Origin of the sequence: Rhizobium sp. Root482, from assembly GCF_001426565.1 — a bacterium.
Lineage (GTDB): Bacteria > Pseudomonadota > Alphaproteobacteria > Rhizobiales > Rhizobiaceae > Pararhizobium.
The window spans coordinates 49,523-69,234 of record NZ_LMFA01000002.1 but is presented as its reverse complement, the minus strand read 5'-3'; the positions used below and the strand labels follow the sequence as shown (position 1 = coordinate 69,234).

The 19,712-nt window shown below is 60.8% G+C and carries 21 protein-coding genes; 19 read left to right on the top strand and 2 right to left on the bottom strand.

Features of this window, described 5'->3' with window-relative positions; translation table 11 throughout:
* The first annotated feature begins 14 nt into the window (after positions 1-14).
* The 12 genes from flaF (at position 15) to folD (ending at position 8,947) form a co-directional block, all read left to right on the top strand.
* Positions 15-362, top strand: a complete 348-nt coding sequence (gene flaF, locus ASD31_RS03630; protein ID WP_018324193.1) for a flagellar biosynthesis regulator FlaF — start codon at positions 15-17, stop codon at positions 360-362.
* A complete protein-coding gene (gene flbT, locus ASD31_RS03625) occupies positions 359-808 on the top strand; it encodes a flagellar biosynthesis repressor FlbT (protein WP_056329531.1) in 450 nt (149 codons plus the stop codon). The genes flaF and flbT overlap by 4 nt, the downstream gene beginning before the upstream one ends.
* Positions 799-1,209 (top strand): flagellar hook assembly protein FlgD, encoded by a 411-nt coding sequence (flgD, locus tag ASD31_RS03620; RefSeq protein ID WP_056329528.1) that lies wholly within the window; start codon positions 799-801, stop codon positions 1,207-1,209. The genes flbT and flgD overlap by 10 nt, the downstream gene beginning before the upstream one ends.
* 6 nt (positions 1,210-1,215) lie before the next feature.
* The gene (gene fliQ, locus ASD31_RS03615; protein ID WP_056329526.1) at positions 1,216-1,482 is read left to right on the top strand and encodes a flagellar biosynthesis protein FliQ; all 267 of its coding nucleotides are present in this window, start codon (positions 1,216-1,218) and stop codon (positions 1,480-1,482) included.
* A 167-nt stretch (positions 1,483-1,649) separates the two neighbouring features.
* Positions 1,650-3,737, top strand: coding sequence for a flagellar biosynthesis protein FlhA (gene flhA, locus ASD31_RS03610; RefSeq protein WP_056329733.1), 2,088 nt, complete (start codon positions 1,650-1,652; stop codon positions 3,735-3,737).
* Positions 3,734-4,486: a flagellar biosynthetic protein FliR gene (fliR, locus tag ASD31_RS03605; RefSeq protein WP_056329523.1), complete on the top strand. Its 753-nt coding sequence runs from the start codon at positions 3,734-3,736 to the stop codon at positions 4,484-4,486. The genes flhA and fliR overlap by 4 nt, the downstream gene beginning before the upstream one ends.
* Before the next feature lie 6 nt (positions 4,487-4,492).
* On the top strand, positions 4,493-4,906 hold the full coding sequence (locus ASD31_RS03600; RefSeq protein WP_056329521.1) for a hypothetical protein: 414 nt from the start codon (positions 4,493-4,495) through the stop codon (positions 4,904-4,906).
* A 112-nt stretch (positions 4,907-5,018) separates the two neighbouring features.
* Positions 5,019-5,585 (top strand): rod-binding protein, encoded by a 567-nt coding sequence (locus tag ASD31_RS03595; protein ID WP_056329518.1) that lies wholly within the window; start codon positions 5,019-5,021, stop codon positions 5,583-5,585.
* Positions 5,586-5,685: 100 nt separating this feature from the next.
* Positions 5,686-6,054, top strand: coding sequence for a hypothetical protein (locus ASD31_RS03590; protein WP_056329730.1), 369 nt, complete (start codon positions 5,686-5,688; stop codon positions 6,052-6,054).
* Positions 6,054-6,617, top strand: coding sequence for a hypothetical protein (locus tag ASD31_RS03585; protein WP_056329515.1), 564 nt, complete (start codon positions 6,054-6,056; stop codon positions 6,615-6,617). The genes ASD31_RS03590 and ASD31_RS03585 overlap by 1 nt, the downstream gene beginning before the upstream one ends.
* A gap of 421 nt (positions 6,618-7,038) precedes the next feature.
* Positions 7,039-7,854: a WecB/TagA/CpsF family glycosyltransferase gene (locus ASD31_RS03580; RefSeq protein ID WP_056329513.1), complete on the top strand. Its 816-nt coding sequence runs from the start codon at positions 7,039-7,041 to the stop codon at positions 7,852-7,854.
* A gap of 193 nt (positions 7,855-8,047) precedes the next feature.
* Positions 8,048-8,947: a bifunctional methylenetetrahydrofolate dehydrogenase/methenyltetrahydrofolate cyclohydrolase FolD gene (gene folD, locus ASD31_RS03575; protein WP_056329510.1), complete on the top strand. Its 900-nt coding sequence runs from the start codon at positions 8,048-8,050 to the stop codon at positions 8,945-8,947.
* A gap of 17 nt (positions 8,948-8,964) precedes the next feature.
* Here the strand turns inward: folD and ASD31_RS03570 are convergent, their stop codons facing one another.
* Positions 8,965-9,996 (bottom strand): LacI family DNA-binding transcriptional regulator, encoded by a 1,032-nt coding sequence (locus ASD31_RS03570; protein WP_056329728.1) that lies wholly within the window; start codon positions 9,994-9,996, stop codon positions 8,965-8,967.
* 295 nt (positions 9,997-10,291) lie between these two features.
* Here ASD31_RS03570 and ASD31_RS03565 point away from each other — a divergent pair, with 295 nt between their 5' ends.
* The 7 genes from ASD31_RS03565 (at position 10,292) to ASD31_RS03535 (ending at position 17,856) form a co-directional block, all read left to right on the top strand.
* Positions 10,292-11,650: an ABC transporter substrate-binding protein gene (locus ASD31_RS03565; RefSeq protein WP_056329508.1), complete on the top strand. Its 1,359-nt coding sequence runs from the start codon at positions 10,292-10,294 to the stop codon at positions 11,648-11,650.
* 188 nt (positions 11,651-11,838) lie between these two features.
* Positions 11,839-12,849, top strand: a complete 1,011-nt coding sequence (locus tag ASD31_RS03560; RefSeq protein ID WP_056329504.1) for a carbohydrate ABC transporter permease — start codon at positions 11,839-11,841, stop codon at positions 12,847-12,849.
* Position 12,850: 1 nt separating this feature from the next.
* A complete protein-coding gene (locus tag ASD31_RS03555) occupies positions 12,851-13,996 on the top strand; it encodes a carbohydrate ABC transporter permease (protein WP_056329503.1) in 1,146 nt (381 codons plus the stop codon).
* Between the two features lie 41 nt (positions 13,997-14,037).
* Positions 14,038-15,690: an alpha-glucosidase gene (locus ASD31_RS03550; protein ID WP_056329725.1), complete on the top strand. Its 1,653-nt coding sequence runs from the start codon at positions 14,038-14,040 to the stop codon at positions 15,688-15,690.
* Between the two features lie 61 nt (positions 15,691-15,751).
* A complete protein-coding gene (locus ASD31_RS03545) occupies positions 15,752-16,840 on the top strand; it encodes an ABC transporter ATP-binding protein (protein ID WP_056329500.1) in 1,089 nt (362 codons plus the stop codon).
* A gap of 123 nt (positions 16,841-16,963) precedes the next feature.
* Entirely contained in the window at positions 16,964-17,371 is a 408-nt protein-coding gene (locus ASD31_RS03540) for a hypothetical protein (protein ID WP_082520393.1), read from the top strand.
* Positions 17,372-17,490: 119 nt separating this feature from the next.
* A complete protein-coding gene (locus tag ASD31_RS03535) occupies positions 17,491-17,856 on the top strand; it encodes a GFA family protein (protein WP_056329495.1) in 366 nt (121 codons plus the stop codon).
* Positions 17,857-17,868: 12 nt separating this feature from the next.
* Here ASD31_RS03535 and edd read toward each other — a convergent pair whose 3' ends face one another.
* On the bottom strand, positions 17,869-19,689 hold the full coding sequence (gene edd / locus ASD31_RS03530) for a phosphogluconate dehydratase (protein WP_056329493.1): 1,821 nt from the start codon (positions 19,687-19,689) through the stop codon (positions 17,869-17,871).
* Positions 19,690-19,712: the final 23 nt, after the last annotated feature.

Below are 19,712 nucleotides of genomic sequence, written 5' to 3'. Positions count from 1 at the left end.
TGAAGGATGTCTGAATGTATCAGTTTTCATACGCCGAGATCATGGAGGACGGTGTTGCCGACTCCAAGGATCGGGAGCGGCAGGTGCTCGACCGCTCCATTGCGCTCCTGGCAGCCGCAAAGCAGCAGAAGGGCTATTCCCGCGAGGCCATCGAGGCAATCTACTATACGCGACGGGTCTGGATCCGGTTCATCGAGGACCTGCGCGCATCGGACAACCAGCTGAACGACGAATTGCGCGCCAACCTTATCTCCATAGCCATCTGGATTCTGGGCGAGACGGAAAAGATTCGCAAACGCGAATCCTCGAACTTCCAGGGCATTATCGACATCACAACCATCATCAGGGATGGACTAAAATGAAAAGCACACTGCGTATCTCGCTGAAGTCGGGCGAACGGATCTTTGTCAACGGGGCAGTGCTGCGTGTCGATCGCAAAGTGGCCGTGGAGTTCCTGAACGACGTCACCTTCCTGCTCGAAAACCATGTCCTGCAGCCCGAAGAAGCCACGACGCCGCTGAAGCAGCTCTACTTCATCGCCCAGATGATCCTGATCAACCCGGAAGGCGCCGAGCAATCGACCAACATGTTCCGCAAGTCGGTTGTCATGCTTCTCAATTGCTTCAAGAACGAAGAGGTCATCTCGGAACTGCGCCGCATCGACGGCATGGTGACCCAGGGCCGCGCCTTCGATGCCCTGAAGGCGATCCGCGGCCTCTATCCCATCGAGGACCGCATCCTGAACAGCCAGGAAATCACCCCGGCAACGATCGAGCAGATTCGCAAGGAGATCGCACCATGGCGGTAAGTGGCGTCAATTCGACGGGATACATTCCAACGACCAACGCTGCCCAGTCGGGCACGGACAAGGCTTCGGCCGATCTCAACTATGACAGCTTCCTGAAGCTGCTGGTCGCTCAGATGAAGAACCAGGATCCGACCGAGCCGATGGATTCGACCCAGCAGATCGCCCAGCTCGCGACCTTCTCGCAGGTCGAGCAGACGATCAAGACCAACACCAACCTGGAAAGCCTCCTGCAGCGCACGTCGCTCAGCGAAGCCAATGCCGTCATCGGCAAGACCGTAACGAGCGCCGATGGCAAGACGACTGGCGTGGTCAAGGAAGTGAAGCTATATTCGGATGGAATCATCGCGGTGCTTGATAGCGGCAAGGAGCTTGTCGTGGGACCGGGTGTCACCATAAAGTGATCGCTTATGAATGAGGCGGATGCCCTGGATATCGTGCAGGCGGCGATCTGGACGGTTGTCGTCGCGTCGGGGCCTGCCGTTATCGCCGCTATGGTCGTCGGCGTGCTCATTGCGCTGATCCAGGCGCTGACCCAGGTTCAGGAAATGACCCTGACCTTCGTGCCGAAGATCCTTGCCGTGCTGGTGACGATCGCCCTTTCGGCCTCCTTCGTCGGCGCGCAGATTTCGATTTTTACCGACATCGTCTTTTCCCGCATCCAGAGCGGCTTCTGACGGCTGCGTGCGTCATGGAGGCGCCGGCGGCTGTCGTATCAAAAAGTCCTGCCATCCCTTCTCCGCCAGGATGCCACCTTCGCGCAAGCTTGGTGCGCTAGGCCTGCCCCTAGTTTGGGCAGCAGGTATGAATGCTGCCCGCCTCTCATGAAGAGACGGACATTCCGATGGCACAGACTGCTGCATTGATCATTCCGAAAGTCTCGCCCAAGGGCCGCGATATTGGCTTCGCGCTCGGCGTCGTGATGATCCTGTCGATCCTCTTTCTGCCGATCCCTCCCTTTCTGATCGATATCGGCCTTGCCTTTTCCATCGCATTCTCCGTGCTGATCCTGATGGTGGCGCTGTGGATCCAGCGGCCGCTCGATTTCTCGTCCTTCCCCGTCATTCTTCTGATCTCGACGATGACGCGCCTGGCGCTCAATATCGCCACGACGCGCGTCATCCTTTCGCACGGCCACCAGGGCCATGATGCGGCGGGTGGGGTGATCGCCGGATTTGCCGAACTGGTCATGGGCGGCGATTTCGTTATCGGCCTGATCGTCTTTCTCATCCTGATCACCGTCAATTTCATCGTCATCACCAAGGGCGCGACGCGTATCGCCGAGGTCGGCGCCCGCTTCACCCTGGACGCGATCCCCGGCAAGCAGATGTCGATCGACGCCGACCTTTCGGCCGGCATGATCGACGAGAAGGAAGCGCAGCATCGGCGTCGGGAGCTCGAGGAGGAAAGCTCCTTCTTCGGCTCGATGGACGGTGCCTCGAAATTCGTGCGCGGCGATGCCATTGCCGGCCTGCTGATCACCGCGATCAACATCTTCGGCGGCATCATCATCGGTTATGTCCGTCATGGCATGTCGATCGGCGAGGCAGCGGATGTCTTCGTCAAGCTGTCGGTCGGCGACGGGCTCGTGTCGCAGATCCCGGCCCTGATCGTTTCGCTCGGTGCCGGCCTGCTCGTGTCGCGCGGCGGCACTTCCGGCTCGACGGACCAAGCGGTCGTCAGCCAGTTGGGCGCCTATCCGCGCGCGCTTCTGGTGGCTGCCGGCCTGATTCTCATGCTGGCGCTGATGCCGGGCCTGCCATTCTTCCCCTTCGCCGTTCTCGGCGGCGGCATGGCCTTTCTCGGCTGGGTGATCCCGCGCAAGCTCGAAGCGGCCAACAAGATGAAGCGCGAGCAGGACCAGCATGTGGCGCAACAGAAGACCGACAGCGAGAAGGATTCGGTCAAGTCCGTTTTGAAGACGGCCGAAATCGAGCTGCTGCTCGGCAAGCAGGTCTCCACCCGCCTTCTCGGCGCCCATCAGGAACTGGCCTTCCGCGTCGGCAAGATGCGCCGCAAGTTTGCCGGCCAGTACGGCCTGATCGTGCCAGAGATCAAGGTGACGGACGATATCGGCATTCCGGACAAGGCCTATCATATCCGCGTCCACGGCACGACGATCGCGTCCAACACGGTGCGGGTCGGCGAGGTCATCGTGGTCACCGGCGGCGGCCGCAAGCCGAGCGTTCCGGGCGACGATATCCGCGAACCCGCCTTCGGCATGCCGGCCGTCTCGATCCTCGAAACCTTCACCGAAGACCTGAAGCGCGAAGGCTTCCATCCGATCGACAATGTCTCGGTGGTGCTGACGCATCTTTCCGAGGTGATCCGCAACAACCTGCCGCAGCTTCTGTCCTACAAGGATGTGAAGATCCTGATCGAGCGTCTCGATCCCGAATACCGCAAGCTGGCGGACGAAATCTGCACCTCGCATATGTCCTATTCGGGCCTGCAGGCCGTGCTGAAGCTGCTCCTTGCCGAGCGCGTCTCGATCCGCAACCTGCACCTGATCCTCGAAGCCGTGGCGGAGCTCGCGCCGCATGTCCGCAAGACCGAGCAGATCGTCGAGCATGTGCGCGTACGCATGTCGCAGCAGCTTTGCGGCGATCTTGCCGACAACGGCACGCTGCGGGTGCTTCGCCTCGGCAACAAGTGGGACATGGTTTTCCACCAGGCGCTGAAGCGCGACGCCAAGGGCGAAGTCGTCGAGTTCGACATCGATCCCCGTCATCTGGAGGAATTCAGCGAGCAGGCGACCAAGGTTATCCGTGAACATCTCGACCGCGGCATGCCGTTCGTGCTGGTAAGTTCGCCCGAATCCCGCTCTTATGTGCGCATGATCATCGAGCGCCTGTTTGCCACATTGCCGGTTCTCAGCCATGTCGAGCTTGCCAAGGGCCTCGAGATAAAGATCATCGGCGCGATTTCATGATCACCGATCCGGAAGGCACGGTGCTGGCATTGTTTGCCGCATTCTGCCGGATCGGTGCCTGCATCATGGTCATGCCGGGATTTTCGACGGCGCGCGTGTCCGTGCAGATCCGTCTCTTCGTCGCCGTGGCGGTCTCCATGGCCATCCTGCCGATCATGTGGAACGAGATCTATCCGCAGATATCCGGCAAGGGCCACACCTATATCTATATCGTCGCCACGGAAACGGTCATCGGCGGGGTGATCGGGCTGATCGCGCGCTATTATGTGCTCGGCCTGCAGTTCGCCGGAACGATCATCACCATGATGATGGGCTTCAACGCTCCGCCAACCGCCGACGTGCTGGAAGATACGGCCGAGAATCAGCTGACCAACCTGATCAGCTTTGCCGGGCTGATGGTCCTTTTCATGCTCGACTTCCACCATGTGATCCTGTCGAGCCTCGTCGATTCCTACAAGGTCATGCCGCTCGGCGTCGGCTTCGATCCGCAGGGCGTGCTGATCACCCTGACGAATTCGCTGGAAACGACCTTCTACATCATGCTGCGGCTGGCCAGCCCCTTCCTCATCTACGGCCTCCTGTTCAACCTCGCCATCGGCATGGTCAACAAGCTGGCGCCGCAAATGCCGCTATACTTCATCTCCTTGCCCTATCTCATCATGGGCGGCATGTTTCTTCTCTATCTCGGCATTGCCGCGATGCTCAAGCTGTTTGCCGATGGCTTCGGCACGGTCATGCAGGGAGGCTGATCCGCCATGAAAAGCCGATCCGAAAAACTCAAACGTCTCGTCGCCGTCCAGCGGCATCTCGAGCAGATGGCGGAAAGCGAACTGGCCGAAACCGCGCGCCAGCGCCGCGACCTGGCCGAAACCATCGACGTGGTGGCCGATGCGATGGGGTCCGCGAGCCCGCTGCATGCGATGTTTTCCGGTCACTATGCCTCGCAGCTCGGCCGGCTCGCGCAGAAGGACCAGATGCTGCACGGCATCCAGCAGGTCCATGAAACTCGCGTCCTGAAAGAAAGGGCAAAGGGCGACCGGCTGGAGGAAAACATGAAGGATGCCCGTGTCCTGGAGGACCGGGCCGAGGCCGATGACGCCATTTACGACCTTGTCGATCAGCATGTGGTGGGCAAGTCACCAGCTTCCGGTAAGGTTGGCGGGTCATAGTGCGGCTTCGGAATGGTCGCCATCTGCGTCCGCTCCTCCCTGTCAAGACACTGAAAACACGAAGTTATCCATGGCGTTTCACGCTTTTGCTTCGTGACGAGAGGATACAGCAATGGCCATTTCCCCTCCAAGCGACCTGGTGCTGGATGTCGTGCGCGCCGCCGATCCGGCCGAGGTACAGGAAGCGCAGGCACGGTTGAAGGCCAATCGCGCCGCTTTCCAGGCCACGAGCCTTGCCGAGAATGGCAGCGGCTTTGCCAATACGGTCGCGGTCCTCAACCAGGATAGCCCGACCAACAGCCTCGGCGACATCAACAACCGCGCCGAAGCCAAGCAGATTCCGGAAACCTACCGCAAGTTCGAAGCGATGGTGCTGCAGAATTTCGTGAAATCGATGCTGCCCACCGAAAGCGAGGAAGTCTACGGCAAGGGCACGTCCGGCGACATCTGGAAAAGCATGATGGCCGAGCAGATCGGCAATGTCATGGCCAAGGGCAATGGCGTCGGCATCGCCGAAAGCATGGTCACCGACCGCATCGTCGGCTCGGACGGTCCAGACCGGGTCAACGCCTCGCTCGACGGCAACGACAACAATGTCGCCCTGAGCATGGTGCAGGAATATGAGCGCAAGGCCATCGATAGTTTCTTTAAAACCGACGACGACAGGGATCAGGCCTAGGCTGTAGCTGCAAACAGCCCGAGCCTTACAGACACTATTCCGCGCACCGGCTCACGTTAAGGAGAACCTTCGTGCCGCGTGCGCCAAAGGGAGCGAAATGATGGAAGCTGCTGCATCGAGCGACGTGCGTATCCAGAACGTGCTGGGCCGTCTCGAAATGATCCTCGACAACGAGAATGCCCGGATCGGCAATGATCCGGCGTTCGACCTTAAAACCTCGAACGCCCGCAAGAGCCGTTGCCTCTACGAACTGACCATGTTGCATCGCGATGCCGCGCCGAACGAGATTTCTTCGTCATTCGTCTCCCAGACCCAGCATATCAAATCCAAGCTGATGACGAATTCCCAGAAGGTGCATGCACATATGGAAGCCTGCCGCTCGGTCGTCGATCTTCTCAAGACAGCCGTGCAGGACGCCGATGCCGACGGCATCTATTCCGAGCAGCAGTTCCGCTACGGCGACTTCTGATGCTGAAGCTCGTTCTCACCGGTGTGTGGATCTGCGCAGTATCGCTCGGATCCGTCTATTTTTCGATCCAGCACGCATCGGCACCGGTGGAAACGGACGCGGAGGCGCAGCGCCGCGCTTCGCGGGAATATGTTCAGGGCGAACCGGTCACGGTACCGGTGATCACCGATGGCGCGGTGCAGGGTTATTTCCTGACCAAATTGTCTTTCTCCGTCGATAAGGCCAAAGTGAAGCACATCGAAGTGCCGCTCAAGGAAGCGGTGACGAATGCGCTGTTCGATATTCTCGTCGGCCAGAAGCTCATCAATATCGCCGATACCACCAATTTCGACCTCACCCATTTCAAGACGGTCATCCGCGAAGGCCTGAACAAGCAGCTTCACGACGAAGTGATCTATGAAGTGCTCGTCGAACAGCTGGAATATCTCACCAAGGCCGACGTTGCCCGCATCGCCAATTCGGCAAACGAGAAGCCGCGCAGACCTGTGCCGATCGTGGACAAGAACGGCGTCTCGGCCAAGGACAGGATTCCGGCGGGGGCGATTGCCGAATCCACGCAGTGACGCGGGCGCCCGATGCGTCGCAACGGCTGGCCTGCTGCCGCAATGGCCCGCGACAGGGCGTTTGGCCGATCCCGATATGTGCCGAAACGACACGGGCCATGCTTCCCCCTGGCTCCAGTCACGGGTCCGGGCCATCGCCAACTCCCGTAAAGCACACTGAAAAACGGTCATTACGAACGAAATCTTAATTTCCGAATTTGCTTTTGAATGAATGGTTTAAGCTCCATTTCACGTCATGTTGCTACAGTCCGCCCAACTGTTCTCGATCCTTGTGTGGCGGCATGTTTCTGCTTCTCCAATTCTTGCCGATGGCAGGCCCGTTGCCGGGTCGTGCCCTTGCTTGTCATGTTTCTGCCGGTGACGCTTGCGCCGTGCTCTCCCGCTCTCCCGGATATCCTGTCCGGCGGGGAGGCGCGCAGCAATGAATTTCGCTCCCGGAAATCCGATCAGCGCATCGCAACGGATGATCCTCGGCCTGCCGGTCTGTGATTTCGGCTGGGCGGATGCCTTCATTTTTGCTGACGAAGTCGCCTCGCTGCCGATCGGGCAGACCGTCATCTCGTTCCTCAACGCCAATAATGCCAACCTGATGATGAAGGATGACGACTATCGCGACGTCCTCAATCGCCATCTCGTTCTTCCCGATGGCCATGGCATCGATATCGCCTCCTGGCTTTTTCATGGAAAGGCCTTTCCGGCCAACCTGAACGGGACCGATTTCGTGCCGGCCCTGATGACCTACATGACGACGCCAAGGCGCGTGGCGATGATCGGCTCTCATCCAAAGATACTGGAGCGGGCGGCGGAGAATTTTCGCAAACATGCACCCTGGCACGAATTCATCCCGGTCGCCGACGGTTATTTCGACATGGAGCGGTCCGATGAGGTAATGGCGCGTGTCCGCGCGTTGAAGCCCGATATCCTGCTGGTTGCGATGGGCAGCCCGAAGCAGGAAAAATGGATCGACCGGCATGTCGGTCCCGGCCATGCCCGGCTGGTGATCAGCGTCGGCGCCCTGTTCGATTTCATGGCGGAGGAAGTGCCGCGCGCATCGGCAGCCGTCCGGCGCCTGCGGCTGGAATGGCTGCATCGGCTGATCCTCGAGCCCCGTCGCCTATGGCGTCGCTACCTGCTCGGGAATCCGCTGTTCATCTATAATATTCTCCGGTACAAGCTGGCCGGGCGCGGAAACGAACAACTGACCGTCAGCCGTCGGTCGGGCCCCCGGTCACGCTAATCCATCGGTCAGCGTCTATCACTCCCCCTCAATATGTGTTTCCCCGTGGAACCGGCTTGACCGGCGGCCGGCGGCTGCGTCCGCCCACGAATGTGAATTAATTCGATCGGAACAGCAGAGGACGCATTGAGGCCAACGAGATTTTTCGCCAGAACTAAACTGAAGCGAACCAAAGAGAATCTGGGAGAATGTCGTGGCGACGGTGATTGATGGCAAGCAGGTGGCGTCTTCGGTGATCGATGCCGTAAAGACGGCGTCGCAGGTTTTGAAGGATGAGACCGGGGTCAAGCCCGGCCTTGCGGTCGTTATCGTCGGTGATGATCCCGCAAGCCATGCCTATGTCTCCTCGAAAAGCAGGATGGCAAAGGAATGCGGCTTCACCTCCGTGCAGCACACGCTGCCCGAACAGACGACGCAGGAAGACCTTGCTGCACTCGTTCAATCGCTCAACGAAGATGAAAGCCTGCATGGCATCCTCGTGCAACTGCCTCTGCCGAAGCCGCTCCGTTCCGAGCCGATCATCCAGTCCATCCTGCCGGAAAAGGACGTCGATGGACTGCATGTGGTCAATGCCGGCAAGCTGGCGACCGGCGATCTCGACGGCGGCCTGGTTTCCTGCACCCCGGCCGGTGCCATGGTCTTCGTCCGGCAGACCCATGGCGCGGACCTGTCGGGGCTGAACGCCGTCGTCATCGGCCGTTCCAATCTGTTCGGCAAGCCGATGGCCGCCCTGCTGCTGGCTGCCAATGCCACGGTGACCGTCGCGCATTCGCGCACGAGGAACCTCGCCGAAGTCTGCCGCGGCGCCGATATCCTGGTGGCTGCCGTCGGCCGCCCCGAAATGGTGAACGCCGATTGGGTCAAGCCGGGCGCGACGGTGATCGATGTCGGCATCAACCGCATCGATGCGCCGGAGAAAGGGGAGGGCAAGTCCCGCCTGGTCGGCGATGTCGCCTTCAAGGAATGCGCCGCCGTGGCGGGCGTCATCACCCCTGTTCCCGGCGGCGTCGGCCCGATGACCATTGCCATGCTGATGGCCAATACGGTCATTGCCGCCTATCGCAAGGCCGGCAGGCAGGCGCCGTCTTTCTGATCGCAGTAAGGACGACCTCAAGGTTTCGGCGCTGGCCCCGTGGAGGCACGGACGATCAGTTCGGTTTGCCATAATTCCTGGTCCGGCTGCTCGCCGTTCTTCAGGATGCGCGAAATCAACCGGGCGGCGATCCTTGAGCCGGCGGCCCTCAACGACGAGCGCGTCGTCGTCAGCGGCACGCTGAAATTCTCCGGTTTCAGCATCGGCAGCACGTCGTCATGGGCGATCAGTGAAATATCGACCCCCAGCCGCAGCCCCGCCATGTTGATCGCCCGGACGGCGCCGAGCGCGATCACCGTCGAGGAGCAGAGCACGGCTGTCGGCGGTCGGTCCCGCGCCAGAAAGCGCTGCATGGCGCGGTGGCCGTGTTCGTCGGTCATAAATGCGTGCTGGATAAGATCCTGGTCAACCGGCAGGCCGTGTTCCTCCATCGCGCGCCGCATTCCCTTCAGCCGCCGCATGGCGAATGTCAGGTCGGGCGGCCCGTTGATGAACGCGATCCGCCGGTGTCCAAGCTGAATGAGCAACCGCGTCGCGCCATGGAAGGCGGCGGTGTTGTCGATATCGAGGAAGGGATAGTCCTCCGGCTGGTCGACTGCCCGGCCATGGACAACAAAGGGAATCGAGAGGGATTTCAGCATGGTGATCCGTGGGTCACCGGCGCGCACATAGGCAAGGAACAGGGCATCCACATTGCCGCTTGCCGCCAGCCGCTTGAAGGTTGCCTCCTCCTCGTCCGGGGCGCTCGGATTGATGACGAAATGGAAATCGTGACGGACGGCTTCCTCTCCCAGTCCGGCCAGGAACTCGCCGAAATGCACGTCGGAATCGATTCCGGGTGCCACCGGCATGACGAGGCCGATCGACCCGGCTCGGCCCGTCGCCAGTCTCTGCGCGGCCCGGTTGGGCCTGTATCCGGTTGCCTTCACGGCGGCCAGCACGCGCTCGCGCGTTTCGGCATTGACTTCGGGATAGCCGTTGAGCGCCCGGCTGACCGTCGTTTGCGACAGGCCAAGCATCGCTGCCAACTGCTTCAGATTCATGTTCATGATCGGCGCGATCTCCCAAAGCGCTTTGATTTCCTGTCGGATTTTTCCCTTTATTCTCAAGGCGCGGAGATTTTTGTAGCATCGGCTACCAGCGGCAACCAGAAAATTCGGCTCCATTGCAGTGCAAACCTTTGCTGCATTGCATGGGGTCGCTGTTTTCACCGCTCGTCCAAAAGCACTTGACTCCCTGCCCGGCGAGATGATTTGTTGACGCAATGAAAGCGCTTTGGATTTTGGTGCTGTCTGCTGTGTCGGCTCCACGTGAAGAGCCGGGTCTTTCTTGGGAGGAAATGACGTGAAAAGAACATTTTTGCTGGGAGTTGCAACACTTGCGCTGATCGCCGGTGCTGCCAATGCCGCGGAGCTGAAATTCAAGCCCGGCGAGGATTCCAAATTCAACTGGGCGAGCTTCGAGGAGTTCAAGAAGGGGCATGACCTGAAGGGCCAGACCCTGACCATCTTCGGCCCCTGGCGCGGCGAGGATGAAGCCCTGGCGCAAAGCATGCTCGACTATTTCCGCGAGGCGACCGGCATCGATGTGAAATATTCGTCCTCCGAGAACTACGAGCAGCAGATCGTCATCGACACCCAGGCAGGAAGCCCGCCGGATGTCGCCATCCTGCCGCAGCCCGGCCTGATCGCCGATCTGGCTTCCAAGGGGCATCTGACCCCGCTCGGCGAGGAGACCAAGAAATGGCTTCTCGAAAACTACGCCGCCGGCCAGTCCTGGGTCGATCTTTCGACCTATGCTGGCAAGGATGGCAAGAAGGACCTCTATGCCTTCCCCTACAAGATCGACGTGAAATCACTGGTCTGGTACGTGCCGGAAAATTTTGAGGATTCCGGCTATGAAGTTCCCAAGACCATGGAAGACCTCAAGGCCCTGACCGAGCAGATCGTTGCCGATGGCGGCACGCCCTGGTGCATCGGCCTTGGCTCCGGCGGCGCCACCGGCTGGCCGGCGACCGACTGGGTAGAAGACATGATGCTGCGCACGCAGCCTGCCGAAACCTATGACAAATGGGTCACCAACGAAATCCCGTTCAACGATCCGGCGGTTATCGGCGCGATCGACGAATTCGGCTGGTTTGCCAAGAACGACAAGAATGTCGATGGTGGCGCGGCAGCCGTCGCGTCCGCCGATTTCCGCGATAGCCCCAAGGGCCTCTTCGCCTCGCCGCCGAAATGCTACCTGCATCACCAGGCGTCGTTCATTCCGTCCTTCTTCCCGGAAGGCACCGTCGTCGGCGAGGATGCGGATTTCTTCTACATGCCGCCCTATGCGGACAAGCCGGATCTCGGCAATCCGGTGCTCGGCGCCGGTACGCTGGCCATGATCACCAAGGACACGCCGGCGGCACGCGCCTTCATCGAATTTCTCGAAACCCCCATCGCCCATGAAGTCTGGATGGCGCAGTCGAGCTTCCTGACGCCGCTGAAAAGCGCCAACAAGGACGCCTATGCCAACGGTCCGATGAAGAAGCAGGGCGAAATCCTCTTGAACGCCACGACCTTCCGCTTCGATGGTTCCGACCTCATGCCCGGCAAGATCGGCGCTGGCGCCTTCTGGACGGGCATGGTCGATTATGTCGGTGGCAAGTCTGCGGCTGATGTCGCCGGCGATATCCAGAAAGCCTGGGATTCCATCAAGTAAGATGTCGAGGCGGCTACCCCCCTCTGTCCCTATCGGGACATCTCCCCCCCAAGGGGGGAGATTATTATCGGCTTTGGGGCGCATAAGGAAAAAGAACGATCTCCCCCCTTGTGGGGGAGATGTCAGCAAAGCTGACAGAGGGGGGTAAAACTCTCCTGCAATAAAGAATCTCGGGGAGGGGACATGCCATGCAGCAGTTGTTGTTCGCGATCGCCACGATGGCCGCCGGGGTTCTTGCCTGCGCGGCCTATTTTTTCGGGACGAACTGGGTTCTCGACAAGCTGTTCCCTTCCAAGGGCCTGACCGGCCCTGTTACCTCGCGCAACCTGCGCATCACCAATGCGGTGAGGCCGTGGCTCTTTCTCGGGCCGGCGCTGTTTTCGCTGACCATCTACCTTATCTACCCGGTCATCGAATCCGTCTGGCTCAGCCTTCATGACAAGTCCGGAGAGAATTTCGTCGGGCTGGGCAATTTCATATGGATGTTCAACGACGGCGAATTCCGCCAGTCGATCTACAATAATTTCCTCTGGCTACTCGTCGTGCCCGCCGCCGCCACCTTTTTCGGCCTGGTCATCGCGGCGCTGACCGACCGTATCTGGTGGGGAAATATCGCCAAGACCCTGATTTTCATGCCGATGGCGATTTCCTTCGTCGGTGCCTCCGTCATCTGGAAATTCATCTATGACTACCGGGCCGAGGGTACGGAGCAGATCGGCCTGCTCAACGCCATCGTCGTGGCGTTCGGTGGCACGCCGGAAGCCTGGGTGACGCTGCCTTTCTGGAACAATTTCTTCCTGATGGTCATCCTGATCTGGATCCAGACCGGCTTTGCCATGGTCATTCTGTCGGCGGCCCTGCGCGGTATTCCGGAAGAAACCGTCGAGGCCGCGGTCATCGACGGCGCCAACGGCTTCCAGATTTTCTTCAAGATCATGATCCCGCAGATCTGGGGCACGATCGCCGTGGTCTGGACCACCATCACCATTCTGGTGCTCAAGGTCTTCGATATCGTGCTCGCCATGACCAATGGCCAATGGCAAAGCCAGGTCCTCGCCAATCTCATGTTCGACTGGATGTTTAGGGGCGGCGGCGATTTCGGGCGCGGTGCGGCGATCGCGGTCGTCATCATGCTTCTGGTGATCCCGATCATGATCTGGAACATCCGCAACGCCGCCAAGGAAATGGAGAGCCATTGAGATGATCGCTTCCTCCCGCTCTCCGCTGATCTGGTTCGTTCATCTCTCCGTCATCCTGCTCGTCCTCCTATGGACCCTGCCGACCGCGGGCCTGCTGATTTCCTCGCTTCGCGACAAGGATCAACTGGCGGTTTCCGGTTGGTGGACGGCGCTCTCCACCTCGACGCAGAACCTTGTCTTCCGCGCGCCGGGCGCCGATGCGCAAGTCGAAAAGGACGGGAAATTCGTCATTTCCGGCAATTTGCTGGAAGGCCAGTCCGGGGAAGTCTCCGCCTTCGGGTTCAACAGCCGCGAACCCACCGCCTACACGCCGGGGGAAACAGCGGAGATGAACGACGGCGAAAGGCTGACGGTTCAGGCCGATGGCGCCTTCGAGATCACCTCCGATAAGGCGATGGAAGGCAGCAGGGGCCAGCGCATCTTCTATACCGCCGCCGTGCCGCCGCGTTTCACCTTCGACAATTACCGCGAGGTCATGCGCGCCGAAGGCATTGGCGCCTCCTTCATCAACTCGCTGACGGTTGCCATTCCCGCGACGATCATTCCGATCCTGGTGGCGGCCTTCGCTGCCTATGCGCTTGCCTGGATGAAATTCCCAGGCCGGGCAATCCTGGTTGCGGTGGTCGTCGGCCTTCTCGTCGTGCCGCTGCAGATGTCGCTGATCCCGCTGTTGAAGCTCTATAACGGCGTCGGCGCCTTTTTCGGCGTTCCCGCCAAGACCTATGTCGGCATCTGGCTGGCGCATATGGGCTTCGGCCTGCCGCTTGCCATCTATCTGCTGCGCAACTACATGGCCGGCCTGCCGCGCGAGATCATGGAATCGGCACGGGTCGATGGCGCGAGCGATTTCGACATCTTCGTCAAGATCATCCTGCCTTTGTCATTCCCGGCGCTCGCCTCCTTCTCGATCTTCCAGTTCCTGTGGACCTGGAACGACCTGCTGGTGGCCATGGTGTTCCTCGGAACCGGCAAGAACGAACTGGTCCTGACAGGGCGACTGGTCAATCTCCTTGGGTCGCGCGGCGGCAATTGGGAAATTCTTACCGCCTCGGCCTTCGTGACCATCATCGTGCCGCTGATCGTTTTCTTCACCCTGCAGCGCTACCTGGTTCGCGGTCTTCTGGCCGGCTCGGTCAAGGGCGGCTGAGCTTTCTTGAGACAAGGACGTCCATCGGAATGAATATGAGCATGACCCCGGCGCGTGGTTCCATCCTTGAGGCCGACCGTGACTGGTGGCGGGGCGCGGTGATCTACCAGATCTATCCGCGTTCCTACCAGGATTCCAACGGCGACGGCATCGGCGATCTCAAGGGCATCACCGCCCGGCTGCCGCATGTGGCATCGCTCGGGGTCGATGCGATCTGGATTTCGCCCTTCTTCACCTCACCGATGAAGGATTTCGGCTATGACGTCTCCGACTACAGGGGCGTCGATCCGATCTTCGGCGGGCTTGCCGATTTCGATGCATTGATCGCCGAAGCCCATCGTCTCGGTATCCGCGTGATGATCGACCTCGTCCTGTCGCATACCTCCGACCAGCATCCCTGGTTCGCCGAGAGCCGCTCCAGCCGCTTCAATCCGAGGGCCGACTGGTATGTCTGGTCGGATTCCAAACCCGACGGCACGCCGCCCAACAACTGGATGTCGATTTTCGGCGGATCGGCCTGGGCCTGGGATCCGACGCGGCTGCAATATTACATGCACAATTTCCTGACCTCGCAGCCGGACCTGAACCTCCACAATCCGGACGTCCAGGATGCGCTTCTCTCCGTCGAGCGCTTCTGGCTGGAACGCGGCGTCGATGGCTTTCGGCTGGATACGATCAATTTCTATTTCCATGACCTGGAACTGCGGGACAATCCGGCGCTCGCCCCGGAACGGCGCAATGCCAATACGGCGCCGGCGGTGAACCCCTACAACTACCAGGAACATCTCTACGACAAGAACCGTCCGGAAAACCTGGAATTCCTCAAGCGCTTTCGCGCCGTGATGGACGAGTTTCCGGCGATCGCCGCCGTTGGCGAGGTCGGTGACAGCCAGATCGGCCTGGAGATCGCCGGGCAATATACGTCGGGCGACGACAAGATGCACATGTGCTACGCCTTCGAGTTCCTGGCGCCCGATCCGCTGACGCCGGCAAGCGTCGCCAACGTGCAGCATGATTTCGAGCGTGCAGCGCCCGAGGGCTGGGCCTGCTGGGCCTTTTCCAATCATGATGTCGTGCGCCATGTCAGCCGCTGGGGAACCGATATCGCCAACAGGGAGGCCTATGCGAAGTTCCTCGCAAGCCTGTTGATGACACTGCGCGGTTCGGTCTGCATCTATCAGGGCGAGGAACTCGGCCTGACCGAAGCGGAGCTTGCCTTCTCGGACCTGAAGGACCCCTACGGCATCCAGTTCTGGCCGGATTTCAAGGGGCGCGACGGATGCCGTACGCCGATGGTCTGGGACAGGGATGCGGTGAATGGCGGCTTCAGCGAGGGCCTGCCCTGGCTGCCGGTGCCGGCGGACCATCTGGAGCGCGCCGTCTCGGTGCAGCAACTGGACCAGCGCTCGGTTCTCAACCACTATCGGCGGTTCCTGGCCTTTCGCAGGCAGCATCCGGCCTTTGCCAAGGGCGAGATCGTCTTTCGCCCCTATCCGGCGCCGCTGCTCGGCTTCGAGCGCACATTCGGCAATGAGACGATCCTCTGCCTGTTCAACATGAGCGCGGAGGCGGTGACTGCTGAGCGCCCGCCCGAGCGGCTGGAAGTGCTGGCCGGCCACGGCTTCGCCTCGCATCTGGGCGAAGAGAAGATCATGCTGCCGGCCTGGAGCGGCTTTTTCGCGCGCATCGAATGACAGACAGGGCAGGCCGCCCGCAAGACGGCCGGGTTCAATGGAGAATGAAGGGGAGGATGACATGGCAGGCCTGCAACTGAAGAATATCCGCAAGTCCTACGGCGCGGTGGATGTCATCCATGGCATCGATCTGGATATCCGGCAGGGCGAGTTCGTCGTCTTCGTCGGTCCCTCGGGATGCGGCAAGTCGACATTGCTGCGCATGATCGCCGGGCTGGAGGAGATTTCCGGCGGCGAAATGTATATTGCCGGACGCCAGGTCAACGATGTACCGCCCTCGCAGCGTGGCATCGCCATGGTCTTCCAGTCCTATGCGCTCTATCCGCATATGACGGTCTACGACAACATGGCCTTCGGCATGCGCATCGCCAAGGAAAGCAAGGAGGAGATTGACCGGCGGGTGCGTGCCGCCGCCGATATCCTGCAACTCACGGCCTATCTTGACCGGCTGCCCAAGGCGCTTTCGGGCGGCCAGCGCCAGCGCGTCGCGATTGGCCGGGCGATCTGCCGGGATCCGAAGGTCTTCCTGTTCGACGAGCCCCTGTCCAATCTCGACGCAGCACTGCGTGTCGCCACCCGCATCGAGATCGCCAAGCTGAACGAATCCATGCCGGACACGACGATGGTCTACGTGACCCACGATCAGGTCGAGGCGATGACGCTTGCCGACCGCATCGTCGTGCTTTCGGCCGGTCATATCGAGCAGGTCGGCCCACCCCTCGAACTTTACGAGCGCCCCGCCAATCTCTTCGTTGCCCGCTTCATCGGCTCGCCGGCAATGAACATCATCCCGGCGACGATCGCCGGCGCCGGCACGGAAACGACGGTGGAACTGACCGGCGGCAGGCGTACCGTCCTTGATATCGCCACCCCGGCCTCCGAAAACGGCAAGACCGCCAGCTTCGGTGTGCGGCCGGAGGATTTGGGCATCGCGGCCGGCGACGACTTTCTGTTCGAAGGCACCGTCTCGATCGTCGAGGCGCTGGGCGAGGTCACGCTTCTCTATATCGATGGCCTTGTCGCCAATGAGCCGATCATCGCCAAGATACCCGGCATTCTGAAGGTCAGGCGCGGCGAAAAGGTTCGTCTCACCGCCGACAGGGCAAAGCTGCATCTGTTCGATGCCAACGGCAAGAGCTATCGCCTCTGACGGTGGGGATTTCCCGCAGTCCTTTGAGGTTCCGGGCGGATTTTTCCGGCTTGTTCGTTCGCCCGCTCACGCTCTGTTAAAATCTCCTGGCCTATAATTCCTGAAACGGCAGGGAGCAAAACGATGCGGGGACAGGCATCCGATAAACCAACCTATCTGAGTAAGGAAGAATCCTTCATGTACGACCGGGAAGCGCGCTTCCCGATGGAGGAAACGCGGAACGACGCGCGAATCGAATACACAGAAAAGGGCATGCTCAATCTTTCGTCGCGCCGCTGCGAATTGCTGCAGATCTCCAAGAGCGGCGCGATCATCGGCATCGCCACGCAGTTCAAGCTCCCGCAGAATTTCTACCTCGACATCCCCTCTGCCCGGATCGGCATGATCGGCTGCCTGGTCAAACGCGTGCATGCCAACAATATCATCGAGGCGCGCTTCCTGCGGCTGATGTCGGAGCGCGATCTCAACCGCATCTTCGTCTACAGCACCCATCCCAACCACCGTAACCGTGTGCTCGATATCTATAGCTGAGCCGGCACGCCCGATTTTGGGAACTGTCTGCCGTCAGCCTGCCGGTGCCCGCGCACTTGACTTCGCTTCCGGGAGGCGGATTGATGGTGCTGGATTTGGCAGCAGCGGGACGATGACCAATGGAACGACCCTATCGGCTTTCCTGTCACTGCGGCGACATCTGCATCGAGGTCGATGAGGAGATTGCCGAACTGGTCGAATGCAATTGTTCGACCTGCCGGCGCTCGGGCTTCCTGCACTGGAAAGTTCCGGCAAGCAGGATCAGGCTTCTGAGCGAAAAACGCCAACTGTCCACCTATGTCTGGCGGTGCCTTACCGAGGGCCATCATTTCTGCCCCAGATGCGGCGTCGCCATGATGCGAACCGGCTATCCCGGCGAGCGCGTCTCGGTCAATGCCCGCTGCATCGAGGGCATCGACCTTTTCGAACTGAAGATCGAGCGCTATGACGGCCGCAGCGACATGCATCCCGGGCCGCTGCCGTAATTGGATTCCGTCTCAGTGGAAGAACACGCTTGCACCATTGTCGGCCGAGCCCGTCGCCGCCCGGAACGGTGCGAAGAGTTCGCGGCCCATGCCGAATTCATTGCCGGAAAGATCGGCTTCGGCCGGCGGGCGAGCGGAAAATTCGGCCGGCGCGACCAGCACCTCGATCGTACCGCTGATGGCGTCGAGACGGATCATGTCACCTTCGCGCAGGCGTGAAATCGGGCCGCCATCCTTGGCCTCCGGCGTCATGTGGATTGCCGACGGCACCTTGCCGGAGGCGCCAGACATGCGGCCGTCGGTCACCAATGCCACGGTCTGGCCGCGATCCTGCAGGATGCCGAGCACGGTGGTCAGCTTGTGCAGTTCCGGCATGCCGTTGGCCTTCGGGCCCTGGAAGCGGACGACGGCGATGAAATCGCCCTCGAGCTTGCCTGCCTTGAAAGCATCCTGCAGTTCCGACTGGTCGTGGAATATTTTCGCCGGTGCCTCGATGACATGGCGCTCCGGCTTGACGGCAGAGATCTTGATGACGGCCTTGCCGAGATTGCCCGACAGCATCTTCAGCCCACCCGATGGCTGGAAGGGCTGCTCGACGGTGGAAAGCACCTTCGGGTCATGGCTCTGCGCGGGTGCCGGCAGGCGCTCGACCGTGCCATTGGGGCCGAGCCGGACGTCGATCGCATAGGCGTCGAGCCCCTGCCCGAAGACGGTGCGAACATCGTCATGCAGCAGGCCGTGCTTCAGAAGCTGGCTGATGAGATAACCCATGCCGCCGGCCGCATGGAAATGGTTCACATCGGCAAGGCCGTTCGGGTAGACGCGGGCCAAGAGCGGGATGATGTCGGAAAGCTCGGAAATATCCCGCCAGGTCAGGGCTATACCGGCGGAACGGGCCATGGCGACCAGATGCATCGTGTGGTTGGTCGAGCCGCCCGTCGCATGCAGGCCGACCACCCCATTGACGATCGAACGCTCGTCGATCATCTCGCCGGCCGGCGTGAATTCGTTGCCGAGCGCGGTGATCGCCAGGGCACGCCTGGTTGCTTCTCGGGTCAGGGCGTCGCGCAGCGGCGTGCCGGGATTGATGAAGGAGGCGCCGGGCAGGTGGAAGCCCATGATCTCCATCAGCATCTGGTTGGAATTGGCGGTGCCGTAGAAGGTGCAGGTGCCGGGGCCGTGATAGGATTTCGATTCCGCCTCCAGCAGCTCGTCGCGGCCAACCTTGCCTTCGGCGAAAAGCTGGCGCACGCGCGTCTTCTCGTCGTTCGGCAGGCCGGTGGTCATCGGACCGGCCGGAATGAACACGGCCGGCAGGTGGCCGAAGGTCATGGCGGCGATCATCAGCCCGGGAACGATCTTGTCGCAGACGCCGAGATAGACGGTCGAGTCGAACATGTTGTGCGACAGGCCGACACCGGCCGCCATGGCGATCAGGTCGCGCGAGAAGAGCGACAATTCCATGCCCGGCTGTCCCTGGGTGACACCGTCACACATGGCCGGCACGCCGCCGGCAACCTGGGCGATGCCGCCCGCCTGATGGGCGGCCTCACGGATCAGCGCCGGATAGGTCTCGAACGGCTGATGCGCCGACAGCATGTCGTTATAGGAGGTGATGATACCGAGATTGGGAACCTCGTCGCCCGAAAGCGCCGTTTTCTCGGAGGGGGAACAGGCCGCGAAACCATGGGCGAGATTGCCGCAGCCGAGCACCGAGCGGGTGGCGCGGCGAGAGGAGGCCGCGCGGATGCGTGCAAGATAGGGCTCGCGGTAGGGTTTGGAACGTTCGACGATGCGGGCGGTTATCGCGGCGATGCGGGCGGCGGCGGACATGGCAATCCTGTTCCGGAGTGCCG